General features: G+C 57.3%; 22 protein-coding genes and 2 CRISPR repeat arrays (1 of these 24 cut by a window edge). Of the genes, 11 read left to right on the forward strand and 11 right to left on the reverse strand.

The features are described from left to right. Nucleotides 1-32: 32 nt before the first annotated feature. Nucleotides 33-1904 carry a PAS domain S-box protein gene (locus SG26_RS14145; RefSeq protein ID WP_050038291.1) on the forward strand — a complete coding sequence of 624 codons (1872 nt, stop codon included), beginning with the start codon at nucleotides 33-35 and terminating at the stop codon, nucleotides 1902-1904. 78 nt (nucleotides 1905-1982) lie between these two features. Here SG26_RS14145 and SG26_RS14150 read toward each other — a convergent pair whose 3' ends face one another. The 5 genes from SG26_RS14150 to SG26_RS14170 form a co-directional block, all read right to left on the reverse strand. Continuing rightward, nucleotides 1983-3233, reverse strand: coding sequence for a mandelate racemase/muconate lactonizing enzyme family protein (locus tag SG26_RS14150; RefSeq protein ID WP_014040150.1), 1251 nt, complete (start codon nucleotides 3231-3233; stop codon nucleotides 1983-1985). Between the two features lie 295 nt (nucleotides 3234-3528). Beyond that, nucleotides 3529-4707: a site-specific integrase gene (locus tag SG26_RS14155; protein WP_050037892.1), complete on the reverse strand. Its 1179-nt coding sequence runs from the start codon at nucleotides 4705-4707 to the stop codon at nucleotides 3529-3531. Between the two features lie 225 nt (nucleotides 4708-4932). Continuing rightward, a complete protein-coding gene (locus SG26_RS14160; protein WP_050037893.1) occupies nucleotides 4933-5520 on the reverse strand; it encodes a J domain-containing protein in 588 nt (195 codons plus the stop codon). After that, the gene (locus SG26_RS14165; RefSeq protein ID WP_050037894.1) at nucleotides 5517-5993 is read right to left on the reverse strand and encodes a hypothetical protein; all 477 of its coding nucleotides are present in this window, start codon (nucleotides 5991-5993) and stop codon (nucleotides 5517-5519) included. Before SG26_RS14165 ends, SG26_RS14160 begins: the two co-directional genes overlap by 4 nt. Further along, the gene (locus SG26_RS14170; RefSeq protein ID WP_050037895.1) at nucleotides 5990-6301 is read right to left on the reverse strand and encodes a hypothetical protein; all 312 of its coding nucleotides are present in this window, start codon (nucleotides 6299-6301) and stop codon (nucleotides 5990-5992) included. The genes SG26_RS14165 and SG26_RS14170 overlap by 4 nt, the downstream gene beginning before the upstream one ends. Nucleotides 6302-6439: 138 nt before the next feature. Between SG26_RS14170 and SG26_RS20765 the strand changes: the two genes are divergently transcribed. Next, nucleotides 6440-6676: a transcriptional regulator gene (locus SG26_RS20765; protein WP_079980828.1), complete on the forward strand. Its 237-nt coding sequence runs from the start codon at nucleotides 6440-6442 to the stop codon at nucleotides 6674-6676. Nucleotides 6677-6838: 162 nt separating this feature from the next. Next, nucleotides 6839-7069, forward strand: a complete 231-nt coding sequence (locus tag SG26_RS14175; protein ID WP_050037896.1) for a type II toxin-antitoxin system HicB family antitoxin — start codon at nucleotides 6839-6841, stop codon at nucleotides 7067-7069. A gap of 32 nt (nucleotides 7070-7101) precedes the next feature. On the opposite strand, the gene SG26_RS14180 is transcribed toward SG26_RS14175, so the two are convergent. The 6 genes from SG26_RS14180 to csa3 all read right to left on the reverse strand — a co-directional run bounded on the left by SG26_RS14180 (nucleotide 7102) and on the right by csa3 (nucleotide 14408). Then, nucleotides 7102-9213 carry a type B DNA-directed DNA polymerase gene (locus tag SG26_RS14180; protein ID WP_050037897.1) on the reverse strand — a complete coding sequence of 704 codons (2112 nt, stop codon included), beginning with the start codon at nucleotides 9211-9213 and terminating at the stop codon, nucleotides 7102-7104. A gap of 3 nt (nucleotides 9214-9216) precedes the next feature. After that, nucleotides 9217-9462 (reverse strand): hypothetical protein, encoded by a 246-nt coding sequence (locus SG26_RS14185; RefSeq protein ID WP_050037898.1) that lies wholly within the window; start codon nucleotides 9460-9462, stop codon nucleotides 9217-9219. After that, nucleotides 9462-10148: a hypothetical protein gene (locus SG26_RS14190; protein ID WP_050037899.1), complete on the reverse strand. Its 687-nt coding sequence runs from the start codon at nucleotides 10146-10148 to the stop codon at nucleotides 9462-9464. The genes SG26_RS14185 and SG26_RS14190 overlap by 1 nt, the downstream gene beginning before the upstream one ends. Next, entirely contained in the window at nucleotides 10145-10420 is a 276-nt protein-coding gene (locus SG26_RS14195) for a hypothetical protein (RefSeq protein WP_050037900.1), read from the reverse strand. Before SG26_RS14195 ends, SG26_RS14190 begins: the two co-directional genes overlap by 4 nt. A 185-nt stretch (nucleotides 10421-10605) precedes the next feature. Then, entirely contained in the window at nucleotides 10606-11601 is a 996-nt protein-coding gene (locus SG26_RS14200; RefSeq protein ID WP_050037901.1) for a Cdc6/Cdc18 family protein, read from the reverse strand. 137 nt (nucleotides 11602-11738) lie between these two features. Further along, nucleotides 11739-13658: direct repeats of the CRISPR family, unit length 37 nt; unit sequence GTTTCAATCCCGCACTGGGTTTCTACCACGTCGCGAC. Between the two features lie 108 nt (nucleotides 13659-13766). Continuing rightward, on the reverse strand, nucleotides 13767-14408 hold the full coding sequence (gene csa3, locus SG26_RS14205; protein ID WP_050037902.1) for a CRISPR-associated CARF protein Csa3: 642 nt from the start codon (nucleotides 14406-14408) through the stop codon (nucleotides 13767-13769). A 176-nt stretch (nucleotides 14409-14584) separates the two neighbouring features. Between csa3 and cas6 the strand changes: the two genes are divergently transcribed. The 8 genes from cas6 to cas2 are packed head-to-tail and all read left to right on the forward strand — an operon-like array spanning nucleotide 14585 to nucleotide 23301. Next, a complete protein-coding gene (gene cas6 / locus SG26_RS14210) occupies nucleotides 14585-15433 on the forward strand; it encodes a CRISPR system precrRNA processing endoribonuclease RAMP protein Cas6 (RefSeq protein WP_050037903.1) in 849 nt (282 codons plus the stop codon). Next, entirely contained in the window at nucleotides 15430-17895 is a 2466-nt protein-coding gene (locus SG26_RS14215) for a hypothetical protein (protein WP_228841560.1), read from the forward strand. Before cas6 ends, SG26_RS14215 begins: the two co-directional genes overlap by 4 nt. A 21-nt stretch (nucleotides 17896-17916) precedes the next feature. After that, entirely contained in the window at nucleotides 17917-18858 is a 942-nt protein-coding gene (gene cas7d, locus SG26_RS14220; RefSeq protein ID WP_050037904.1) for a type I-D CRISPR-associated protein Cas7/Csc2, read from the forward strand. Beyond that, nucleotides 18851-19567, forward strand: coding sequence for a hypothetical protein (locus tag SG26_RS14225; RefSeq protein WP_050037905.1), 717 nt, complete (start codon nucleotides 18851-18853; stop codon nucleotides 19565-19567). The genes cas7d and SG26_RS14225 overlap by 8 nt, the downstream gene beginning before the upstream one ends. Then, the gene (cas3, locus tag SG26_RS14230; RefSeq protein WP_050037906.1) at nucleotides 19564-21453 is read left to right on the forward strand and encodes a type I-D CRISPR-associated helicase Cas3'; all 1890 of its coding nucleotides are present in this window, start codon (nucleotides 19564-19566) and stop codon (nucleotides 21451-21453) included. Before SG26_RS14225 ends, cas3 begins: the two co-directional genes overlap by 4 nt. Beyond that, on the forward strand, nucleotides 21450-22040 hold the full coding sequence (gene cas4 / locus SG26_RS14235) for a CRISPR-associated protein Cas4 (protein WP_050037907.1): 591 nt from the start codon (nucleotides 21450-21452) through the stop codon (nucleotides 22038-22040). The genes cas3 and cas4 overlap by 4 nt, the downstream gene beginning before the upstream one ends. Next, nucleotides 22037-23032: a CRISPR-associated endonuclease Cas1 gene (gene cas1 / locus SG26_RS14240; RefSeq protein WP_050037908.1), complete on the forward strand. Its 996-nt coding sequence runs from the start codon at nucleotides 22037-22039 to the stop codon at nucleotides 23030-23032. Before cas4 ends, cas1 begins: the two co-directional genes overlap by 4 nt. Further along, the gene (gene cas2 / locus SG26_RS14245; RefSeq protein ID WP_050037909.1) at nucleotides 23029-23301 is read left to right on the forward strand and encodes a CRISPR-associated endonuclease Cas2; all 273 of its coding nucleotides are present in this window, start codon (nucleotides 23029-23031) and stop codon (nucleotides 23299-23301) included. Before cas1 ends, cas2 begins: the two co-directional genes overlap by 4 nt. A gap of 116 nt (nucleotides 23302-23417) precedes the next feature. Then, nucleotides 23418-24250: direct repeats of the CRISPR family, unit length 37 nt; unit sequence GTCGCGACGGGGCAGAAACCCAATGCGGGATTGAAAC (it continues 1807 nt past the right edge of the window).

Consider the following 24250-nt stretch of genomic DNA (forward strand, 5'->3'; position numbering starts at 1 on the left):
CAAGAGGGGTGATGCAGTTCCACTTACACAAGATGGCTGACACATATGCGACGACGGATTCGATACATGTGTTGCAGGTGGACGACACCCCGCTACTCGACGAGACTGTCGAGTTCCCGGATGGACGAGACCCGGACTCGCTTACCCTGACTACGACTGACCGGGCTGACAGTGCGCTCGAACGTCTCGAAGACAACGCTATCGATGGTATCGTTACCGCGGACGACCTCCCGGACCGGTCCGGCCGTGAATTCGCTGAGATAGTCCGCGAGCGGGATAGCAATGTCCCGGTACTGCTGCTGACCGAGTCGGAATCCGTCGCCAGTGACGCGGTCTCGAACGGAGTCACCGACGTTTTCAGCAGAGACACGGCTCTCGGGCGTGGCGATCTCCTCGCCAATCGGATTCGGTTGCTCGTCGAACACCACCAGTCGACAGAAACCGCTAGCCGGACCAGACGGCAACTCACAGAACTGGCGGAACAGTCGAACGAACTGCTGTGGGTGTTCTCCGGGGACTGGACCGAGCTACAGTTCGTCAATTCGGCATACGAAACGCTCTACGGCCGCTCCGTGGAGTCCCTGCAGGCTGACCCCGCAGAGTTCATGACAGCGATTCACCACACGGACCAGGAGAGAGTCATGCAGGCGATGCAACGCGTGTCCGCCGGCGAATCCGTCGACCTCGAATTCCGTATTACCAAACCAGATGGCGAACAGCGCTGGGTGCGGGCCGAGGCGCAACCGATCGTCGACGACGGCACAGTCACCAGAATCGTCGGGGCCTCGTGCGACATCACCGAGCGGAAGCGACGCGAGTCCGAACGCGTCACGGAACTGGATAGCCCCGACGCGCCGGTCGATGCAGTGCCGGATCTGTTCTATGAACTCGACGAGAACGGCGATCTGGTTCGCTGGAATGATGCACTGGCGGCAGCCACCGAGCACGAAGACGCTGACCTCGAGTCGATGGCTCTGACAGCCCTCTTCGCCCCGTCCGACCGCGAGACGGTTCGTCAAGGTATTGAGACGGCGTTCGAGACCGGTGAGGCGTCGTTCAAAGCCGACCTGCTGACCGCCGACGGAACGACAGTCCCGTACGAATTCACTGGCGGCCGGATAACGGCTGCTGACGGCTCGACGCTCGGCGTGGCCGGTATCGGACGGGAGATCTCTACCCTCGACAGCCGTCAACAGGCTCTCGAACAACAAAACGAGCGCCTCGACGAGTTCGTCAGCGTCGTCAGTCACGACCTCCGGAACCCGCTTGACGTCGCCCGGGGCCAGCTAGAACTCGCACAGATGGAACACGACAGCGAGCATCTCGATGCAGTCGAGCGAGCCCACGACCGTATCGGCCAACTCATCGAGGACCTCCTGTCGCTGGCCCGGAACGGCGAGGCCGCGCTCGACAGCGAGTCAGTGCCGCTCCAGACCGTCGTCGAGCAGTGCTGGCAAACCGTCGAGACCGGCGACGCGACACTGGAGCTACGGACCGCTGCCGTGGTCCGCGCGGCCCCCAGCCGGCTCCGGCAACTGTTCGAGAACCTCATCCGCAACAGTGTGGAACATGGACAAACGCCACACACCGAGAAACAGGGAGACACCGGCGAGCAGCGTGCGACAACCTCGATATCACAGTCGCAGGGAGCGGCCACCGACCTGACGATAACTGTCGGCGAACTGAACGACGGCTTCTACGTCGCGGACGACGGCGTCGGGATTCCGGCCGACGAGCGCGAGGACGTGTTCGAGGGCGGGTACTCGCTGGCTTCGGGTCCCGGGTTCGGCCTCCGAATCGTCGATGAGATCGTCGACACCCACGGCTGGTCGATAACGGTCGCAGAAAGCGACGCCGGCGGTGCTCGCTTCGAGATCACCGGCGTCGAATTCGATGCGGCGTAACTGTGCCGCCGTGATATCGGGTGACCACCACGTCACCCGGTGCCGTCCCAGTCAACACCAACAGATGGGGGGCTGAACTTACGCTTCGTCGAAGACGGTGTCGCCCTCGACGACGTGCTCTTCGACGGCGTCGAGATCGAGCGTCAGACCGAGACCCGGCTCTTCCGGAATCTCGATGTAGCCGTCCTCGATGACGGTCTCCTCGACTAGGTCCTCCCACCAGCCGAGTTCGTAGGAGTGGTACTCGACGGCGAGAGAGTTCGGGACAGACGCCCCGACGTGGGCGCTCGCCATCGTCGCAATCGGCGAGGAGACGTTGTGCATCGCGACCGGGATGTAGTACTGGTTCGCCACATCGGCGACCTTGCGCGTCTCGCGCATCCCGCCGACCTTCGGCATGTCCGGCGCGATCATGTCGACGGCCTGGTTCTCGATGAGCCGCCGCTCCTCGGTGACGCGGTAGCGGTTCTCGCCCACGGTAATCGGCGTGGTCGTGGACTTGGTGACTTCCTCCTGCACTTCGAGATTCTCCGGCGGAACGGGGTCTTCGAGCCACCAGACGTCGTACTCCTCGATGGCGTCGGCGAGGCGCTTCCCGGAGCTGCCCGAGAACGTCCAGTGACAGTCGAAGGCCACGTCGGCCTCGTCTTTGACCTCCTCGGTGACCTTCTCGACGATCTCGGCCTTGTGGCGGATTTCGCCCGGGCGGAGGTGGCGGTTCGCGCGGTCCTTTTCGAGGCCGCTCGGCACGTCGAGATCGAACTTCAACGCGTCGTAGCCCAGTTCGTCGACGACGCGGCGCGCCTCCTCGGCGCAGGCGTCGGCGTCAGCCTCTTCCTCGGTATGGCAGTCGCAGTACACGCGCATCTCGTCGCGGTACTTGCCGCCCAGGAGCTGGTAGGCCGGCACTTCGAGGATCTTGCCCGCGAGGTCGTGCAGTGCGACCTCGATGCCAGCGATGGCCGTCACGGTGACGCCCTCGACGCTCCCCTCGCCGCTCATCTTCTGGATGAGGTGCTCATAGAGGCGGTCGATGTCCAGCGGGTTCTCGCCGACGACGAACGGCTTCATCCGCTCGATGAGTTCCGGGACGCCCGCGCCCCAGTATGCCTCGCCCGTACCGACGATGCCTGCGTCGGTGTAGATCCGGACGAGCGTCCACGGGAAGTTCCCGTCGACCATCGTCGTCTGAACGTCTGTGATCTCCACGTCACGGCCGCCACCGCGCTTGGCGGTGACGCCCATTGTCTCCGCAGAGAGCTCCCGCATGGTGTACTCTGCGTTCGGGTCGTGCAGGTCAGCGTAGTCTACGTCGTTTGCCTTTCCCATACCCCTCGCTTGCTATCGGCATTACAAAAGTGTAGAGGAAATCGGTCTCGTTCTGGCAGGGCCGCACAAATCACAATTTGGCTGTCAGCCTTCCTCTGCTTCCGCCTTGGGTGTCTGCTTGACGCTTCCGTCAACCACTGTGGCAGCGCAACCCTCGCGGCCCGTATGAAACCGCTGCTGTCCAGTTGTATTCCTTACGCAGAATTTTGAAGTGGGACCGCCGAGCACAATGCCGCGCTGTCGGGCGATTTCCATGTATTTCTACCCTTTACACTTGCCTTACCTATCATCATTCTTAACTAATATCTGAATCGTCGAGCTTATCCAGATGTTCGCGCCGTGAGGCACCGCGAATAAGCTGTTCCGGCTGGTCGTAGACGCCCTCAATCAACTCCTCACTCGTATTCGCCTTCTGAGCGAGATCTGGAGTCGGCCAGCCCTGATCACGATGATGGGTAATCGCACCGGTGCGAATCTTATGTGGGCTCCGCGAGCTCGGACACTTCGACCCCTGACCATGTTCGCGAGCCTCACACTCCTCCGGGTCTCGGTCATGAGGGCACGGACCGCCAAACTCACACGGCTGGGTCAGGACATACACCCAATTCCGCATCGCGGACTTCGACAATCTGCCCGAACCCTTCTTCGAGCTGAACAACGGCTCACGGTCGTACTCATCCACGACATCTGAACGGTTGACACGGAGATACGCGCGGAGAACATCAGCCACCCAATCGGCGATATTGATCACACGCTCACCACCGGCCTTGTTCTTCAGCGGCGTTTCAGACTCTGGGCGATGCCGGGGATACAGGAAAGGTAGCGACGCCTCGTCGAGGATGCTCTCGACGACATGAGGAGCGAAACCCTCTCTTTCGAGTTCTGTACGAAGGCGTTGCTCGTCCTCATCATCGAGATATACATCACACAGGTCCAGCGACCGGAGCGTGCCGATTCGAGCGGTCGTCCGCCACAGCAAGAGCATCAGAACATGCTCCCGCGAAGCGTATCTGAACTGGTCCAGTTCGTCGATAATTCCCTGAGCCCGGTCGGTGATGAGCTTCGCTGTGTTTACCCGGTCCTCCTTGGAGAGGTCTGGAACCTCCCACGCCCGAAGCACGTCTTCCGACACCGCGTTCAGGTCCCGGCAGTAATCGAACCACAGACGGAGCGTCCCGAACTGGTTGTTCAGCGTGTTCCGCTGCAGGTCCGAATCCCAGCGACGGGCTTCGAACTCTTTTATATCGCGTGTCGTTAGCTCGCTCAGGTCGTCGATACCAACCTCGTCACAGTACTCCAAGAACGGCTGGACACGATAGCGATACGATTGGGCCGTCGAGTCGGCCATCTCCTGCTGTTGCATCCACAGGTCGAATGCCTCGCGCGGTTCGACGGAGTCGAGATCGGCGCTGGAGTCGACCATCTCTCGTAGTTCGTCCAGCAGCTCGTCGGCGTCCGGTTCGTCTTCGCTCACGCCCCGACACCTCCAGCTACTCGACGGCCGAAACAACCAACTGTGCGCTCTATGTGTTCTTGCATGGGTCTCTAAGGTGACAGCGAGCGCGACCAGGGTACCAATCTGACACGCGCTCGCTGTCGAGGGACCCTTCCGGAATCGAACCGGAACGCCACCAGTGAGTCCAACCGACCGAAACCGCCGAGTCGCTACGCTTTGCAACAGCCCCTATCGTGGGTGGCATTACGCGTCATCGACCATCGCCTCCTTCGCATTCTGGAGTCGTCTGAATTCCTCGTAGCTCCCCCCGTGATCCGGGTGAAACTCCTTCGTCTTCTCACGGAACGCCGCTTCCACGACACCGTCAGGGGCGTCCGGAGCGACATCGAGGACCTCGTGTGCCGGTGGCGACGCGGCAATCGTCTCAGTCTCACCGTCACCGGCCGGGAGTCGGGCCGCGGCGAACTCGCTCTCACCAGTTACGACTGCGCGGTTCCCCCGCATCCGGGTCTCATGAACCCACAAGTAGACCTCGCGAACGTTGTCTCGAAGCCGCGAATAGCGGTCACACGCGACAGCGAACTGTTGCCCGTCCTTCGTCCAGCGGAGGACGAACCCCGGATCATCGGGACTGGCGTTGGCCCGTGGCAGCGTGTCCGTCTTCGTATGTGAACTCCCGATAGACGCGCGCCACTCAGACGGGTCGAGGCGGTCCATCTCTGTCGCGAGATCCTCGGTCGTCTGTGCGAGGGACGCCTCGAAGTTCCGATTTGGTTCACGACGGCGCTCAGGCGTTCTGTCGAATCCCGGGGGCCAATCGATGGCCGTCACGCCGATGCACCTCCCGACTCACGTTGGTCGTCGGCCGGGTCGTAGACCGTTGTGACCCGCTCCATGTCAGGCGCTCGGAACAGTTCGTTCGTCCCGTTGGTGTGGTAGATGTGGCTGAACTCGGCGTCACAGTCGAGACAGATGACGACCTCTTGGTTCTGGTATTTCAGGTCACCACCGCAGTCGGGGCAGGTGACAAACGAGCCGTCGGCGTAGTGTTTGGTCTCTGTGGCCGTCGGCGTACCACCGTCAGCTATCAACTCCTCATCGGTGAACCGCTCGCTACAGCACAGCAGCGCCGGACCGCGTGAACGGTACCGTGCGCCACAGATACAGTAGTGCCAGCGGTCGTCGTCACGCTTGCGGAGTCGCGCCGCGGCCTCGGCCCAAGACTCGCCGTCGGCGACACCGATGTCCTCGATGTCGCGCAGTCCGATGCTGTCGGTTTGCTCGTCGCTGTCGGTTTCACTCATGCTTGCTCCATAACTCTCTCAGTCGTCAGCGCGGCCGCGCTGTGGCCGCAGGGATCAATGGTCGTCCGGTCGTCTGCGGCGAGCCCATCGACGGGAGTGCCACAGAACGGACAGGTAACATTTGCTTTCCACTTGGTAGTCTGTTCGTAACGCTTCGAATCGTGCGGGAGGCTTTTGTCGCCCCCGTGTGTTGCGTTCATCACGGTTGGTTGGCCAACCGACGCGGCCTCTCTGTCTCCAGCAGGGGGCCGCTCCCCGTTTTCCGAGGAACAGACCACCACCGTGAGCGCCGCATCGGCTTCTACCACATGGATTAATGAGACTAGGACATAAATGTTCTCATGAATCCATGTGCTTAAGCACACGTTTCCATTATTGGAATCTGATAAGTTGGTGTGTTCTGTACCGTCTAAAAAGTGGCTCAAAAACGGAACCCGCCGGGGTGGATGCAGTTGCCTATCGATGACCGCATCCTGGAGATCCTCTCGGAGAGTGAATTGATACTGTCTCCTGCTGTGATAGCGATAAATATCGACAAATCCCGAGACGAAGTGAACCGACGTCTCTCGGTGTTGGTTGAAGAAGAGTACGTTGACAGGGTTAAACGAGGATATTATCGGATAACCGAGAAAGGAGATTCTTACCTTCGTGGTGATTCCGGGAGTCCCAGCGAATCTGATTAGGAATAATAAACAGGCTTTATCTACAAAGCATTCTGCTTGCCGAGCGGGTAATCGGCCGTTATCGCCACCCTCACATCCGACGGCGGCCGATTCCCGTTCTCCCAATCCCCATTCCTCTCGTGCTGGCCGAACGCTTATCCCACTGATACGGCAAATAGAGGTATGGCCAGTTCGACGCGCGACGGAGATGTCCACGAGGACGAAATCCGGATGTGGCCCGAGGGTGACGGCTGGGTCATCGCCCACATCGACACTGGCGTCACCACGCAGGGCGACACCCGCGAACACGCCCTGGAGATGCTCGACGAAGCGGTCGCGCTCCACAAGGGTCAGATCGGTCGCGAACCCACGAACGAGGAACTCCGAGAGATGGGTATCGACCGCAACGCGTAGCGACTCTGCGTCGCTTTGCAGCCTCATGCCGCTCACTGAAACCCCTCCAACGAAAGCGTCGTCGTGCCACGGAGATAGCGGCGATAATCAGTCTGGTCCCAGCCCAGCGGTCGAAGCACGCTCTCACCGGCCCGAAGCGCCAGCGTCCGGTAGAACTCTGTATCGTACTCGCTGAGGGACTCGTGGGCTAACTGCACCCGCTCCTTCGAACGCCGGTCGTCGTCGACGACCACGTACTCCACGTCCTGTCCGGGGTGGCGCGGGAGCCCCTGTTCCTTCGCCCGCTGGAGCGCCGCGACGGTCTGTGTTCGCTGGTCGTAGTCTTCGACCGCCTTGGAGACGCGCTTTCGAATCAACAAGTCCTGCGGGTCGACATTGCCCGCTTCCAGCGTCTGGATACCACGATACAGCCGCTCACAAACGGCCTCCGGCGCCTGCTCACGGTCGAGCGTCCAGATGAGGTCACGCTGGAGCGCCTCGACGAACGACGGGGTACTCCGCTGGACCGCCTCGATGCCTTTCGTGACGAGTTCCTCCGCACCCGCCACGCGGCCGAAGTACTTCGTGAGCGCCCCTGCCTCGGAATCACTGAGCGGAACGAAGCAAATCCAGTCGTACCGGTCCTCCAGTTCCAGCGGGATAGATTCGCGCTCGGAGATGCGCTCACACAGTTCCGGAATCTGTGTCTGGGCTTCCCCGTCGACGGGCTGGACCCAGAGACTGTCGACGATGCCGTGAACGACTCGCCAGCCGCCGGCTTCGAGCGTCTCTTTCGCGTCCAGCAGAATCTCCCGAGCGTAGGCGTTGATTGCCTCGTGGCACTCGATGCGGCCGAATTTGGCGTTCCGATAACCCTGATAGCCGAAGCAACTAACCAGAATCCACTTCAGCGCATCCGACCGCGCCTGGAGAGCTTCCCGCCGCTCCGAATCACTCGTCGACGCGATCTCCGATTTAATCGCGGCCCGGTCATCGATAATCGGCCGGAGAACGTCAGGAATGAACCCGTCCTGGTCACAGATGCTATACCCGATACCCGGCACGTCCTCGGTGTCGTGACAGTCACAGCAGACCGTCTCCGGGCTGATGTTGTACTCGCACATGATGTTCGGGTACAGCGACCCGAAATCAATTTGGACGACATCCTCGTGCATCCCCACATCCGGCGCGAAGGTGAACCCGCCACGGTCGGCTTCGTGAATCGTCGCGACCGTTTTGAACTGCTCCGGTTCCCACTTGTTCCACGGAATCAGCACATCCCGCTGGAGCGCTTTGCGGACCTGAATCGCCGTCAGTATCGTCCCAATCGACCCCCAGGCGGTCTCCTGAAGCGGCCGCCAGGACCGCTCGACGAGGTCGAGCAGTCCTGGGATGCCAGACTCGTCCAACAGAAACGAGTTAGTCTCGTCGACGACGGCCCGGCCCGGCACGCGATAGCGAGCCGGCGAGTGCCCGACCTGCCCGTAACTCTCGTAGGTGCTGGCCCCGGCGAGCTTCTCGTAGCCGTCTGCCCGACCCAGCCGGAAGTCATCGAGACCGTGCTCGCTGGCCTGATCGTGACAGAACGGAACGATGCGGGCCGTTGAACAGCACAACACGTCGGGGTCCACAGTCCGCACTCGCTCGTCCAGCGCCCCAAGAACTGCTGCCGGGCTGTCCCCAAGCCGCGACCCGTCGACGGTCAGCGCCGTCACGTCCTGATCACGGAGCGCAGTCTCCGGGATACTGAGGTTCAGAACGCGGAGGTCGCGCTCCGGAACCGGGGAAGTGCCCGTCTCGACGCAGTACCGGAACTGCGGCGCGAGGTCAACATTGAACAATCGGAACGCTCCGGGATGGAACTGCTCAATTTCGTACAGCCGTCGGATCTCGTGGGCCAGCGTTCGAACCTCTGTCGCCCACTCAAGACCGACACGAAGGACAGTCGACTTCGCCTCCGAACCTAAGGAAGTGAACCATTCCTCGTAGCAAGTGTTGGTGACCTTCGGGTCTGTTTGAAGCCGATCCCGAAGCGCATCCAGGTTATCGCCCGCCACCAGCAGCGCGGGCTCGTAGTCAGTGTTGAGCCGACGCTCGACGCCGTCGCTGGTGACGTGCCACTCTCGAACCCCCTCAGCTCGAAACTCGCAGGTGAGGAGTGGCATGGGTCAGTTCTGGACCTCCTCACGGAGCGTCTGTAGTTCCCGCTGCTGGGCGACCAACACCGACAGGAGCACAGCGAACTCGGGGTCGGTACTGTTGAGGTAGCCGGCGGCGTCGGCGTGGTGGTTCGCCTGCTCAAACACCGCGTCGAAGGCAGGCTGATACTCCCGTCGGAGCGCCCGCCGAAACGGCTGGCAGCGGTCCTCGAACTGCCCGAGGAAATCCCGATAGGTCGGATTGGTTCGCCCCATCAGGCCCCTCCCATCGTGGCCGGCGTAATCGGACCGATTCCAGCGGTGTCGGCCTGTTCTTCCGCGACACCGAGCAGATCGACCCAGTAGGGAATCGTTGTCTGCCAGTATCCATCCGCCAAGTAGACGGTCGTCTCGTAGTCGTCTCCGACGAAGCGGTAGCCCATCGGCGTCCGCTCACACTCGTAGGCAGTCTCGACTCGCTCCACTACCATCTCGGTGAGAGCATCGTCGGCCGCATCAGTCACGAGAACCCGAATCTTGTACACCGCTGCCACCTCAGCGAGTGCATTGAGGACCGCGGTAAGCATCGGTTCGGCCTCGTGGGCCGGTACGTCCTCGTCACGGTACAGCGACGCCAGATTCGGCAGGATGATGCAGCCGGTCCGCGCGGAGGCTTGCTTGATGACGCGTCGGACTATCTGGAAGTGCTGGTAGGCCGTAAAGCCCCGCGCAAGGCGAATCCGCCGCAGGAGCCGACGGTGGGGAGCCATCTCGTGGAGCGTATACGACGAGCTGGTGTTCCGGGCATCCACCCAGTAGGCAACACCGTCGGCCTGCTGGACGGTATCGAGGGCCAGCTGGTGAAGCGCTGTCGACCGGGGGTCCGGTGTCTCCAGCAGCGTCAGGCCCCGTTCCAGATCGGGAAGGTTCGCATCGGGATTTGCCTGTGAAATATGGTTCATGCCTCCCCCTCAATCTCCTCGACGCCTAACCCCAGCAGCGACTCGATCAACCACTCGGGAAGCTCGGGGTCACTGAGCAGATCGTCTGCCACCACGCTGGTCGAGAGTAGCGTGGCGACGGCTTCGCCATCGACGCCAAACTCCCACGATTCGTCGCGCTTGACTTCGATCCGACCGTTGTACTCGGGGTCGCTGTAGTAGATGTAGAGTTTCGTGTCTTTGCCGTCGATGGTCTCGCTCTCGACCCGGTCAGGTGCTTGTGTACGCTGCATACTCGTGGCGACGATGTGGTATGTAAAAGGACTGGGGCGGCAGTGACCGGAAATAGTTTTCAGCCACGTACACAAGATATGAATCCATCTGAGACCCGTGTAACGTGCAAAAATAGCCGATGGCTGGAAAATGACCGGAAAAAGTTGGAAGCGCCGCCGTCTTGCGATTGGAAAATGACCGGAAGTCAGACCAGCGATCGGTACGACTTCCCACGTCCGTTTCCTTCGTCGGCGATGAGTTCGTACTGTTTCAGACTCCGCAGATATCGCCGCCGGGTCGTCCGAGCTTTCGGAGAATCGATCTGTTCCTCATAGCGAGCGTGCAAGGTCCCAACATCAATTTCGCCAGCCTGCCGAACGATCCGGAATAAGAGTCGTTGATGTGTGCCGAGCGTACGAATCTTCCGCTGTGTGACCTCACGCTGTGCATCGTCGGAGATCGCGTCAACGACCTCTGTCGTCATTTCACGCATCTCGTTTTCCTCGACGTGGGCGGCGGCCCGTCGCAATAGGGCGATACCGTCACGAGCGTTCCCAGCCGCAATGTCCGCGATATACTCAACAGCGTTGTCATCAACGCGCGAAGACACCAGGCCGTGGGTCACACGAGCATCGAGGATATCCACAAGCTCGGCATGGCTGTACTTGTCCAAGCGAACGGTCGCAGCGCTATGCATCCGAGAAGCGGCAGCCTGTCCCAGCGATGTCATCCACTGGTCCTCCTTAATTGTGATACAGATCAACGAAACATTCGGTACCTCGTAGAGAGCGAGCAAAATCTCTTCATCGAGAACGGTGACCTCGTCGAGGACGGCAATGAACTGCTCGTCACGATTGCGAAGCCGGTCGATCACGACCGAGCGTGGGGTTCCCTCTCTCCGGAGGTCGGAACCGATACCGACCTCGCGGGCGAACTCGTGCAGTACTGCGCTTGCGCTATTGTCGCGCATACAGTTCACGTATCCCCACCGAAGATCCAGCATCTCCCTTTCAAGCTGGCCGAGAACGAACTTCGCAATCGTGGTCTTTCCGACGCCGCTGGGTCCGAATAGACAGATATCCTCGGTACGGTTTAGAGGTGATGGTGCAAGAACCGAAGAGAGATGGTCTATCTGTCCGTCGCGATGGTGGAGATCTCTTGGGACGTACTCGGGCCGGAGTGCTCTGGCGTCAGTGATCATCGCTTGTTAGAGGAATACTGAGGTTCAATAAAAAGGGCGAGCCATCCAGAGTGAAAGTGAAAATTGGAGGCCTGTTTCTACGTTTTCAAAAGTACAAATGATAAAACACGGCTCTGCGATTGAGCTGAATCCCCAGCGTTTCAATCCCGCACTGGGTTTCTACCACGTCGCGACCTCCCGGTCAGTCTTGACCCCTCGACAGCCGTCTAGTTTCAATCCCGCACTGGGTTTCTACCACGTCGCGACGAGTGGGCAAGCGAGCGGGACATCATCATCGAGTTGTTTCAATCCCGCACTGGGTTTCTACCACGTCGCGACTTGTAGGTTCATGATCGTATATCCTCCAGGATGAGCGTTTCAATCCCGCACTGGGTTTCTACCACGTCGCGACATTCAACGCTTGAACCGACAACATAGGTCACGCCGTGTTTCAATCCCGCACTGGGTTTCTACCACGTCGCGACAATTAAACTCACCTAACGCATAGTTTCGCTTGCTTGGTTTCAATCCCGCACTGGGTTTCTACCACGTCGCGACCCGATCTACTGCCGAATCGTCAGCCACCGCTACTGTTTCAATCCCGCACTGGGTTTCTACCACGTCGCGACGCCGCGATGCCAGCCAGTGGCGACGCCGCCACCAGGTTTCAATCCCGCACTGGGTTTCTACCACGTCGCGACCGAACTCATCGTCGACACGTCGTCATCCGGCAACCTGTTTCAATCCCGCACTGGGTTTCTACCACGTCGCGACCGGCGGCCTTCGGCGCGGCGAAGACGGTCGTGTCGTTTCAATCCCGCACTGGGTTTCTACCACGTCGCGACCGTGCCCCGCAGTCCGGACAAAACCTCATGGCGCAGTTTCAATCCCGCACTGGGTTTCTACCACGTCGCGACAGCTTGCCGAGGACTTAGACGAGCGGCCGACCGTCATGTTTCAATCCCGCACTGGGTTTCTACCACGTCGCGACCTTGGCGGTTTGCTGCAGTGCTCCAGTTCCGATATGTTTCAATCCCGCACTGGGTTTCTACCACGTCGCGACAGGGCGGATTCGGCGGTATCGTCACTCATCCCCACGGTTTCAATCCCGCACTGGGTTTCTACCACGTCGCGACGGCTCGCGGGTCCGACCCGTCACGCTCCATCGCCGTGTTTCAATCCCGCACTGGGTTTCTACCACGTCGCGACCTCGGGAGGTGGCGACGGTGAGTGAGGTAGAGTTGTTTCAATCCCGCACTGGGTTTCTACCACGTCGCGACTCGGCGTTCGCGTCGGCGGTGTCGTCTGATACAACGCGTTTCAATCCCGCACTGGGTTTCTACCACGTCGCGACTAGCCCTCGCCAGCGACGTAGCTGACCGACGGCGCGAAGTTTCAATCCCGCACTGGGTTTCTACCACGTCGCGACGTACGTTGGCAGTACAACGGCTGCGTCCGTCATGCAGTTTCAATCCCGCACTGGGTTTCTACCACGTCGCGACATGGGTGAATCTGCTTCGAAGCAGACGGCCGCCGAGTTTCAATCCCGCACTGGGTTTCTACCACGTCGCGACCCAGTTGTTGGTACTGTGGACCGGCAGGGTGTACCGTTTCAATCCCGCACTGGGTTTCTACCACGTCGCGACGTCTCGACATCGGTCGGGAGCGTCGACATCGACGTGTTTCAATCCCGCACTGGGTTTCTACCACGTCGCGACAGGATTTCTGGCGGGCCGTGTATCCATGGGTGTCTGTTTCAATCCCGCACTGGGTTTCTACCACGTCGCGACTGGATGTTGAGTTATCAGTCCCGTTCACGAACTCCGTTTCAATCCCGCACTGGGTTTCTACCACGTCGCGACGCTCGGCCAGGCTGGCGAGGACACGCTCGCCGACCGGTTTCAATCCCGCACTGGGTTTCTACCACGTCGCGACCGCCGTCGGTGTGGCGTTCGGTTTGCATCAGGCGTGTTTCAATCCCGCACTGGGTTTCTACCACGTCGCGACATGGCTACCGCTGCGACTCCTGTGGCATCATATAGTTTCAATCCCGCACTGGGTTTCTACCACGTCGCGACAGGGGGTGATTTTGGAACCAGAGAGTCTATAACTTTCGCATAATCGGTGAGAAAGACCCAACTGATCGTGGACCCCCGCCGTACACGACCTTCAAAAAGGTCGACGAATCAATCAAGTCGAGCAAACCGAAGTTGCCCTCCCAGCGTCAATTGAACATGTCTTGTCTTCCCTCGCTTTTCTGTTTTGACAGCACCGGCCGATTCAAGCGCATCAAGATGCCGACCGACAGTACTTCGAGACTGTCCACTCTGTTCTGCGATCTCTGGAAGTGTCGTCTCCTGGCCTGCTGTTGCGACGGTTTGCAGCGTCGTGTGGGTTTTCGAGGGCGGCGATGTCATCAATTCCGGTAGTCGGAGCTGTCGCACCTCTCCATCGATATCAGTGAACTGTAATACCGTGTCGATCTGGTCTGTGGTGACCAATGCAGCAATCGTGAACGCTAAGAAAATCTCCCGCGGACCCCCGCCAAAGTTTGCAATCGTCTCCCCTTCAGCTGCAGCGAGTACATCGACACATTCCGTGACCGAAGTCGAAAAGTCGTCATATGTGATCTGCTCAACAACGACATCCACATCTGGCCCAAGTTCAGAGAAGATTTGCTTGACATCTGCTACCGCGCTATCCCCGTCTGAATCGTCATTGTACGGCCGGAGCAGCACGACTGTGTCCCCAGCGTTTAATCCGTGGTCTAACACCGGCCGTACCACCCGTGTGTCGTAATAACCGATTGTAGAGACGTAGGTTCTCATATGCACACGACAGTCGCCTGCGCCTAAACGGTTCTGTCGCATGAATCTGCAAACGTCCTCATATAATCGCAGACATTTGCACACATATCATATCTTGGATAAATTTAAAGTTACAATGCAATAGATAGGGGAGGTGTGCGAGTAGACAGACCACAGGAATCCAGTCGGAGGGGGCGATGAGACAGGTCGAACTGACGCTTGAACCGACCGAGGCGTTCGTGGTCCCGAGTGCTGATGGCTACCAAGTTTACGGGGCACTGCTTGGGGCGCTTGATGACGTCGCTTCGGACGTGAGCGAGCATATACATGACACCCATATGGGAAGTCTCCATAACAGCGGTCTGCTGGGCACGTTTCGAGGCACTGACCGCAAATTCCACAAGCGGGTCGATCCGTCCGAAAAGTATCAGCTCTCACTCGGTGTGACCGACCCTGCAGACCAGAGTGTCTTTGAAGCGCTGGCAGATGCATTCGTTTTCGGTGGGGACTCGCTCGAACTCTCAGAAGGACAATTACGGGTTCGTGACTTTGCGAGCAGTAACACCACCCACGAAGAGCTACTGGAGACGGCAGCAGTAACTGTCGATGACCTCTCAGAGACGTTTGAGATCAAAATACAGTTTCGCACACTGACCTGCATCGAAGAGGCGGATGAGATCACGACGATGTTCCCCCACCGAGGCACAGTGTTCCGGTCGTTGCTTCGTCGCTGGAACAAGACACTCCCCGAAAATGCGGTTGACCGTTGTGAGCTTGGGATGACACGCAAGGACTTCGAATCAAACCTCATCGAGAAACCTGACGCATACACGTACGATACCGGGAGCGTGCTGGTGAACAGAGGTGAAGATGGGTCACCGATTCTTGCCCAGGGATTCACGGGCACCTGTACGTACAAATTCAAGGATGCAAGTGAGGCAGTCCGCACAGCGGTTACAGCGCTTGCTCAGTTCGGCGAGTATGCAGGCGTCGGGAGCTGTGTTGCGCGTGGGTGTGGAGCTGTGGAGGTTGAAATACAGGAATGAGTGGAATGGATACACCCGCCAGCGCGGCACAATACGCTCATGAGTACCTCCTAGGCAAGCCACTCGTAGGGAACGTACTTGATGCGGCGGGTGAGTACGATGCGAAGACGGAACCGGACGAAACCACCTCACTTGCTGCTCATCTGCTTAACGCGATGACAATCGGCGTGAACGCTTTTGTCTACACGGCTGTCGATGGTGGTCGGGATATCACAGAATTGGAGGAGGAACTCGAAGTCCTTGCAGCCGCGCTTGTACTCCATGACACGAACAAGTATGTACAGGAGGCATACGGTATCGAGACAGACGGAAATTCCCGCGAAGCATTCGAGACGTATTTCGAGCGCGGCGATGACTTTGGTATCGAGGAATTCTTGGGAGACGGCTATCGTGATGACCTGCTGTATTTGGTTCAGCGTACTGAACTGACCGAGGATAGCCGAGAAACCCGCGGGCACGACTCGAAGTTTGTCGGACTTGATAGATACTGTCGTCTCGGCGATCAAGTTGCTTCGGTAATTCTCCGTGACGGAATTGTAGGGGGATACGAAACCCTCGCAAAGAAAGTCGGGGATGACGAGATTCATCTCATTGAACTCTCCGCCATTGAACAGCCGGTTCTCAACGATGAACTGATCGGACACACAAAGGGGGTCATCGCTGGCGAGGACGATGGTGAAGAGTGTGGGGTCATTATTGGCAGCACACCTGACCGGGTGTTATATCTCGGTGATTCGATTGACAGTAGCGAACTTCGAGATCGTGTCCGCCAACACCTTGGGAAGGGGCTCATTGATCGGTATTCATTTTCGTGTAAATTGAACTGGAACTCTTTCGATTACGATATTCTTGCTGAGTTCGCTCTCGATCCCGAGCAAAAGGAAGAACTGATTGCTGGGGAATTTCGCGAGTTGTTGCATGCCGGTACAGCAGGTGTTGAGGGCTTTGAGCGCATTCCGGAGTCATTTGACCAGTACTTTGGAATTCTCGCAAAGGCAATCTACATCGATGGACGGTCAGAGTTCTCTGATCCCGATATCCAGGACATCTATGACGAGATCTACGAGAATCAAGGTCCCCAGAAAGTAAAGATCCACTTCATTGCTCACCTCATTCGACACTTCGAAGAGGATCGAGGCTTCTTAGATGACCTTGCAACCGAGGTCCGTCCAGACCTGCACGATGATCTCGAGCCAGCCAGTGATGCGATCGGGACGGTAGTTGACCGATTCTTCGGAGTGTCTGAATCGAACTCTCTTCCGTCAAAAGAGGACATGTGCTTTCTTTGTGGTTCACCAGCCGGGGCAAAATATCAAAAAGGTCTCTCGGCCGTATACCGCACGCAAGAGTTCTCTAGACGTGTGCCACCCCACGAGAAGTACAAATCAATCTGTGAAGTGTGCAATCTTGAGTACGCGCTTCTGTCCGACCGATGTGACCGAGCAGGCGTCAGCCTGAATGCCAACATCGGCGTCGCGTATTACTACTTTGATGATTTCCTCGGAGACATTCGTCTCCGAAGCGGTGAGATTGGGTTCGAACAGGGTGAGACGCTGGATCTGGGAGATACTACCGTACAGAAGAGTCTGGTTGCTCCACAGTACTACATCCAACCTTTCAAGTTCGGTAGCCATCCTGCAATGAGCCAAAAGAACCATCGGATGGTTGTCGTTCGTCAGCTCATGCAACGAGCACAAGAGGTCGGCATGAAGGTCGTTCTCGGGAGGCCATTCACTCGATTTGAAGGGACGACCAAAGCATTCATCGACGAGGATGCGATTCGCGAGCAGGAACTGCTTGGACTTGACGAAGCAGCACGGTTCGGTCCGCTACCATCGTTCATTAATCGAGATGAGGATGAACGTGACTCCCACTTGCGTCGCTCGCTCGCGTTGCACAAACTCATCGCGACAGTCGGATATGAGTCGGGAATGACCAATCCCTATCTTCAACTTGACCGAGACACGTTCCACTCGCTGACCGACTTCGTGGTTCGGAACCACGACAATGCAACTCGACTGCAAGATCTGAAATCATACCTCGAAGCATACCACACAGACCAATTCATGAATATGAAAACCGTTGCCCGAAGAGGGATTGACCTGTTCGGCAAACAGTTCGACAGCAAGTACAAGAAAACAAAAATCTTCCGCGCAGCCATCGATGCGTTCCTCAGCGGGAAAAATCAGCAGATGGAGGAAGAAGACCTACTTGAGTACGTCGAAGCGCAGGTATACACTGCAGCCGATCGTGAGGATTATGCCGGCTATGCTACGCCTGAACAGGCCGAAGCATTTGTCACTGCCGTCAAGTCGTATCTCGTTGAGAATGACCTGTACACGCTAAAGAAACTCTCAGATTGGGAGAATTCACTCGTCAACTCGTATCTGTACGCCTACGAGCAGGTGCTATACGAGGACACTGAAACCGAGTCGGATACTGAGGAAGCGCCCGCGAACTAACACCAAACATCGACAAAACCAATGTCACTTACGTACCCTACCACCGGCCTTGTTGACTCGTTCGAAATCTACCGCACGCAGAAGCCGAGCGTCACGCTCATCGTCGAGCGGGAAATTACCGAACCGACTCTGTTCCGAAACTCAAGTACCGATCGGGCCGAGACACAGCAATTCGGCAACCAGCTCCATGCGCAGGTTAACGGAGAAAAGTTCACGAGCAAAGAACGATTGACTGGGCTTGATCTGCTCCGAAGTCTCGACGACGATTTTGTCGACGAAGAATACACGTATAACGAGCCAGCCGACTTGGTCGAATCCATAAATATTGGCACACTCACATATGGGCTTGCCGGGACTGGCGACCAAGATTTCGCAATTAAATCCAGAGTCATAGAGGGCTATACGTATACGACCGAGGAGTACGATCTGATGAACAAGGAAACCAGGAACGCTGTGTATGAGTCCGGAACGATGCGCAACGAAGAGGGTGATCAGTCCGAGGCCCTTTTCGATTACGTGAAGGTTCAGCCGGGGAATTCACTGGTACACTTCATCACGCTAGAAGCAGCGACCGGCCCAATGCTGCTGTATACTCTCCATAATCTCCTCAACACCGGGCGATACGGAGCCCGAGAGACTCGTACCGGGCGGAACGTTCGAAACTCGGTACTTGGTGTTGTTCTCGGCGATCATGACACCTCGCTCTCGACTGGGGAGCTGCTAATGGAGTATCACGGCGAGGATAACGATCTGATTGAAAGCATAGGCACGTACGTCGACGACGTGCGCCGCTCTGACTGGGAGGTCTACGGTGATCTCCAGAGGGCAGAACCATTCCCAGACTGGTACGACCGACTCCGAGCAGTTGCTAGCCGGGAAGCAGAAGACGCTGACGAGGTTCTTACTACCGAATTCCGCAACCTCATGGACTCTGCCATGGATATCTTCGGAGAAGATGATTGAACAGACCTACGAAGCTCGCTTGTATGCCCCATTGTTCTATTCAAGCGCTGAGGGGCGTTCAATCAGGACAGAGCCGATGCTTTCGGCAACTGCGCTCATGCACGCGCTCGGATACCGCTACTTTGGGCTGGAGAAGCGGTATGCACTCACTGGAGAGGAGGCAACTGAGCCCTCGTACGATCATCTCCGTGAACTGCCCATATTCGTCACCGACATGCGGCCAGTCACAGTTGATGCCGGTGAGCGAACGTTTCGAAGCACGGACTATCGCTCTGAACGGCACTTCACGACGAATGATCCAGATGTTGCAGAACGAGTGACGGGGAAAAAGTCTGTTCCAGAAATCCTCGAGCGGTCAGGTGCTGCATGGCAAACAATTCGCAACTATCAGGGACTTGCGGCGGGTTCGACGTTTGAATTTACACTCTGGAGCGCCACCCCACTTCCCGAGCGTCCATCCTTCCGGATGGGGATTAAACAGACTGGTGAGTTCCGGGCACGAAAGATCGATCTCAACCAGCTGGTCCTCAACAAGTACTTGTTAGAAGAGGTGTACGAACTCCCCAGTGAACAACTGAGCGAGTTGCTTGAACGCAGTGAATCTTTCCGTCGAGGGAACGACCCTCGTCTTCAACACTTTGTGGGGGCAGATCCGGAATTCGTCCGCGAGCAGATTCTTCCGGTCGTGCTCCCAGAGGTGGTGACGTGATTGTCGAAGGTGCTTCGCTCGCTACTGAGCCACCGACTGAGGGATTCAAACAACGTGGATTCAAGCACGCACGAGCCTTCCAGAATCGGACGGCAGAATGGGCCCGGGATTCGAATTCAAAACCAGTAGGTGTACTCCGAGCACCAACAGGGGCGGGGAAAACCGCGACGTTCCACGAGGTGATCGACGAGAACGAACTCACACTCGTTGTCTACCCAACGAATGCGCTGCTCAGCCAGCAAGCGACGAGATTCGAAAGAGAGGAAGTTGATATCGCTCGACTCAATGCCGATACACTGTCGGGTCATGGTGATGAACGGGTAGAGAATCTACTCCAATTTGCCGACCGCTTTGCAGGGCACGATGTCGTTGTTACGAATCCAGATATCCTCCAAGCGATCCTTCAGGACATGTACCGCGGTTCGACGAAACCGATGTCCTTCTTTGATCGATTTGATGCAGTCATCTACGATGAGTTTCACTTCTACGGGGATCTCGCTGCAAGTGGACTTCTGCTTCAGATTCAGATTTTTCTCGATCGGCGACCGACGATGGACATCTTGTTAGCGTCGGCTACGCCAAACGAATCATTCGTCTCATTTGTCGCAGAGGAACTCTCTGTTCCAGTCCACGATCTTTCAGTCGAGTACGACGAAAGCGGCGATCAGTTCCGACAAGATGTCGTTGTTGAGCGGCATAATGAAAGATCAATCAACGAGGATCGTGAGGCCGTCGCAACACAAATCCGAGAACTCATTGAAGAGACAGACGATACGGAGAAACCGCAGGTCGCGCTCGTATTCAATAGTGTCGCTGCGAGCAACGACTTCCACACGTACTTAAAAGAGGAATTCAAGGACGTTTTCGAGCATACCGCGAAGGATAACGGATTCGACACGAATGATCCTGACGCACAGCTTGAGTCGGAGACGTTCTTCGTCCTGAATACGACGAGTAAGGGCGAAGTCGGACTTGATTACGACATCAAGATGCTCTTTATGGAGGCGCCAGCGACTCCGAGCTCGTTTCTCCAACGTTTTGGCCGAGCAGGCCGAGAAAGTGAGGCAACAATCCATGTGTTCGGGTTGGGGGAGATGGCGTGGCCAGAGCGGATGAGCTATCCTGAATTCGTTGAAACGGTCTATGAGGGACTCAGTGATGGTCGAAGCACCGCACAGGATCACGCGACGCTGCGGGCGCTCATGGGACTACGAGCCGCATATGCAATCCATACACGAATGGAAAGCACTGAATGGTTCGGTGAGGAACTCGGTGAAGACTTCGAGTCTGTCACAGAGTACGATAAGTGGATTGCGTTCATACGGGGTGTTTCGGACACCCTCGACGGTGTGGGAGAGTTTGGACATCCTGTCACAAACAATAGTGTGACACACAAACTGCTCAGATTCACTGAACACTGCTTCGAGGTATTCCGAAGTCTTCGAGGTCGGTCACTCCCGGTGGTCGTCCGGTATCCCAGAGGTGATCGACTCGCACTCACGACGTACGATCTCCTTACCACGCTTCGCTACTACGACATTCAAGAAATCGAAGACAGCGAAACGATAATTGTATCTCGGCGTGACAGCGACGGTTTGGCTGCGATCTCGGCTCGATTTCCGGGGTACGAGAACCGACCGCTCGACTACAGTGGTTCTTACCGCGAGGTACGTGAGATGTTCGAAGGATGGATTCGACCAGAAATCTCTGCGGCCGACCTCAAGAGCGCGGACATTGATTACGGACTAATGAATCAGTTTTACAACGTGGTTGACCTACCAGAGGTTGTCCAACCGATTGAGGTCCGACACGGTCAACATGTTGTTTACGTCGATACGGATGGCGGAGGACCGCCATCGGTCAACTTGGAGCGTCGGCAGCTATGACCCCGGAGATGATCAACGTATCTGATCTTAACCAGTTCAGCTACTGTCCACGCCGGTACTGGTATCTTCATTATTTCGATACACAGGGGCGCAACTACGAACGAACGGAGGGAAAGTCGATGCACGAGGCTCAAGCAACTCGTGGTGGATGGTTGAATGAACTCTACTTGGAAGACGAGGAACTTGGACTGAAAGGGAAGATTGACGTACTCGAACTGAATGAGGACCTGATCCCGATTGAACGGAAGCGTGCCGAAAGCGGTGAGTATTACAAAAGTGACAAACTCCAGCTTGCTGGCTACTGTTTGCTTCTCGAATCGTATCTTGACGAGCCAGTTCGTGAAGGCGCGATTTATCTTTACGAAACGGATCAGCGGATGCATATCAGGATTACAGACGAGCTCCGGGACGAAGTGCAAGAACAATTAGACGCCATGCGGTCACTTGACACGAATGAGGTGCCGCCAATCACGGAGAATCCTCAGAAATGCGATGGTTGCTCGACCCGCTCATATTGCATGCCCAGAGAAACGCTCCTTCTTGAACCCGAACGAATGCCGAGCGAAGAGTGGAGGGACAAGTTATGAAAGCCAGCGACGGGATGTTTCTGGATTCGGTCGTGTACGTCACCACACAGGGAACACAGGTCCGAACAGACGGTGGTCAAATTGTCGTTCACGATGTCGATGGTGGTGAAGGTGAACTAGGAACCTTTCCAACTGCCAAAGTAGAGACCATCAACGTCTTCGGTGGCGTAAACTTCTCTACACCCTTCGTCGCCGAGGCGAACGAACATGGCATTGTCCTCAACTACTTTACCCAGAACGGGAACTACCGGGGGAGTTTCGTTCCCGAGCGGAACACGATTGCTGAGGTTCGACGTGCCCAGTACGCGTTGGACGATCAGATGGAACTTGAGGTTGCAAAAGCGATGATCCGGGCGAAAATACGGAATGCACGCACACTACTCTCACGGAAGAGCGTCGCTGGCACGGACGTTTTACGAGACTTAGGTGAGCGTGCCACCCAAGCAGAGTCTAAAGATGATCTCCGCGGAACCGAAGGTGAGGCCGCCGAACGGTATTTTGACCGGCTCGACGAGACATTAGTAGAGGGGTGGACATTCGAGACGCGGAGCAAGCGTCCACCAGAAGATCACATCAACTCACTGTTATCGCTGACCTATGTGATGATGAAAAACGAGGTGCTCACTGGGCTCCGGAGCTACAACCTTGACCCGTTCCTTGGAGTCCTGCATGCTGACCGCCATGGACGACCATCACTGGCGCTTGACCTTCAGGAGGAGTTTCGGCCGCTGTTCTGTGACTCGTTCGTTACGCGTGTGGTGAACCGTGGAACGTTCAGCCACGACGACTTCCGAGACGACAATCACCTTCGTGACGAAGCCTTCCAGACATACCTCTCGAAGTTCGACGCGTACATGGAGGAGACACTGACTCACCCGTATTTTGAGTACGAGGTGAGCCGACGAAAAGCGATCCACCAGCAATCGATTCTCCTTCGAAAAGCGATCACTGGGGAGCTTGATGCATACCACCCGTTGGAGGTCAGTCGGTGAGACTCGCAATTACCTATGATGTTAGTGACGACGCGAACCGGCGCCGAGTGTACCAGACGCTCGAACGGTATGGCGCGTGGCGGCAGTACAGCGTCTTTGAGGTTGATGTTTCGAAGGCGGAACGGGTCGAGTTAGAGGACGAACTTTCGAATCAAATCAACGAGAGCGACGGTGATCGGATCCGAGTGTATCGTTTATGCGAGTCGTGTCTTGATGATATCACTGACCTCGGTTCCGGCCCGCCCGATGACCAATCGAACGTGATCTAAGGGTAGTCTTCGTGGACCTTTTTTAATTCTGTGTACAGCAGGGGTCCACGAAGAACAGTTCTTGAATGACTCACCAAGCGCAATCTATAGGGCCTATGAAAGATATATTACCCCCTGTCGCGACGGGGCAGAAACCCAATGCGGGATTGAAACGGGTTCCACGTCACGTCAGTCCAGGCGATGTCTGATGTCGCGACGGGGCAGAAACCCAATGCGGGATTGAAACTCGCCCGTAACGGTATAGAGCTTCTCTGTACTGAGCGGTCGCGACGGGGCAGAAACCCAATGCGGGATTGAAACCGGTCTTGATGGCGCGACGGTGGGATTCGCGCGTGCGTCGCGACGGGGCAGAAACCCAATGCGGGATTGAAACTCCGTAGTCGGCTGGGCTGCAACGACGTTCCAGACGTCGCGACGGGGCAGAAACCCAATGCGGGATTGAAACTATCCGAACCCCATGCCCGATCTCGAGCAGCAGGAGTCGCGACGGGGCAGAAACCCAATGCGGGATTGAAACATCACGACGTTGATTACCATAACGATAGCCAGCGCGGTCGCGACGGGGCAGAAACCCAATGCGGGATTGAAACCCGTCCTCGAAGCCGTCAAAAACGACAGTCTGGTCGCGACGGGGCAGAAACCCAATGCGGGATTGAAACTGTTGTTCATGTGACTCTCTCCGCCGTCTCACGGGTCGCGACGGGGCAGAAACCCAATGCGGGATTGAAACCGCAACTTCGCGAGCGACGTTCTCGAACCCGGCGCGGGTCGCGACGGGGCAGAAACCCAATGCGGGATTGAAACATCGTTCGCGGCGCGGAGGACTCCAACGGCAACCGGTCGCGACGGGGCAGAAACCCAATGCGGGATTGAAACCGACCAAATCATCTCCCGTCACCCTCCGGTTCGGGTCGCGACGGGGCAGAAACCCAATGCGGGATTGAAACGC

Source organism: Haloarcula sp. CBA1115, assembly GCF_000827835.1.
GTDB lineage: Archaea > Halobacteriota > Halobacteria > Halobacteriales > Haloarculaceae > Haloarcula > Haloarcula hispanica.

What these genes read in the sequence shown, in the direction of transcription:
- SG26_RS14145 (WP_050038291.1), top strand. Translation starts at nt 33, where the DNA reads ATGGCTGACACATATGCGACGACGGATTCGATACATGTGTTGCAGGTG.
- SG26_RS14150 (WP_014040150.1), bottom strand. Translation starts at nt 3,233, where the DNA reads ATGGGAAAGGCAAACGACGTAGACTACGCTGACCTGCACGACCCGAAC.
- SG26_RS14165 (WP_050037894.1), bottom strand. Translation starts at nt 5,993, where the DNA reads ATGAGTGAAACCGACAGCGACGAGCAAACCGACAGCATCGGACTGCGC.
- SG26_RS20765 (WP_079980828.1), top strand. Translation starts at nt 6,440, where the DNA reads ATGCAGTTGCCTATCGATGACCGCATCCTGGAGATCCTCTCGGAGAGT.
- SG26_RS14175 (WP_050037896.1), top strand. Translation starts at nt 6,839, where the DNA reads ATGGCCAGTTCGACGCGCGACGGAGATGTCCACGAGGACGAAATCCGG.
- SG26_RS14180 (WP_050037897.1), bottom strand. Translation starts at nt 9,213, where the DNA reads ATGCCACTCCTCACCTGCGAGTTTCGAGCTGAGGGGGTTCGAGAGTGG.
- SG26_RS14185 (WP_050037898.1), bottom strand. Translation starts at nt 9,462, where the DNA reads ATGGGGCGAACCAATCCGACCTATCGGGATTTCCTCGGGCAGTTCGAG.
- SG26_RS14190 (WP_050037899.1), bottom strand. Translation starts at nt 10,148, where the DNA reads ATGAACCATATTTCACAGGCAAATCCCGATGCGAACCTTCCCGATCTG.
- SG26_RS14195 (WP_050037900.1), bottom strand. Translation starts at nt 10,420, where the DNA reads ATGCAGCGTACACAAGCACCTGACCGGGTCGAGAGCGAGACCATCGAC.
- SG26_RS14200 (WP_050037901.1), bottom strand. Translation starts at nt 11,601, where the DNA reads ATGATCACTGACGCCAGAGCACTCCGGCCCGAGTACGTCCCAAGAGAT.
- csa3 (WP_050037902.1), bottom strand. Translation starts at nt 14,408, where the DNA reads ATGAGAACCTACGTCTCTACAATCGGTTATTACGACACACGGGTGGTA.
- cas6 (WP_050037903.1), top strand. Translation starts at nt 14,585, where the DNA reads ATGAGACAGGTCGAACTGACGCTTGAACCGACCGAGGCGTTCGTGGTC.
- SG26_RS14215 (WP_228841560.1), top strand. Translation starts at nt 15,430, where the DNA reads ATGAGTGGAATGGATACACCCGCCAGCGCGGCACAATACGCTCATGAG.
- cas7d (WP_050037904.1), top strand. Translation starts at nt 17,917, where the DNA reads ATGTCACTTACGTACCCTACCACCGGCCTTGTTGACTCGTTCGAAATC.
- SG26_RS14225 (WP_050037905.1), top strand. Translation starts at nt 18,851, where the DNA reads ATGATTGAACAGACCTACGAAGCTCGCTTGTATGCCCCATTGTTCTAT.
- cas4 (WP_050037907.1), top strand. Translation starts at nt 21,450, where the DNA reads ATGACCCCGGAGATGATCAACGTATCTGATCTTAACCAGTTCAGCTAC.
- cas1 (WP_050037908.1), top strand. Translation starts at nt 22,037, where the DNA reads ATGAAAGCCAGCGACGGGATGTTTCTGGATTCGGTCGTGTACGTCACC.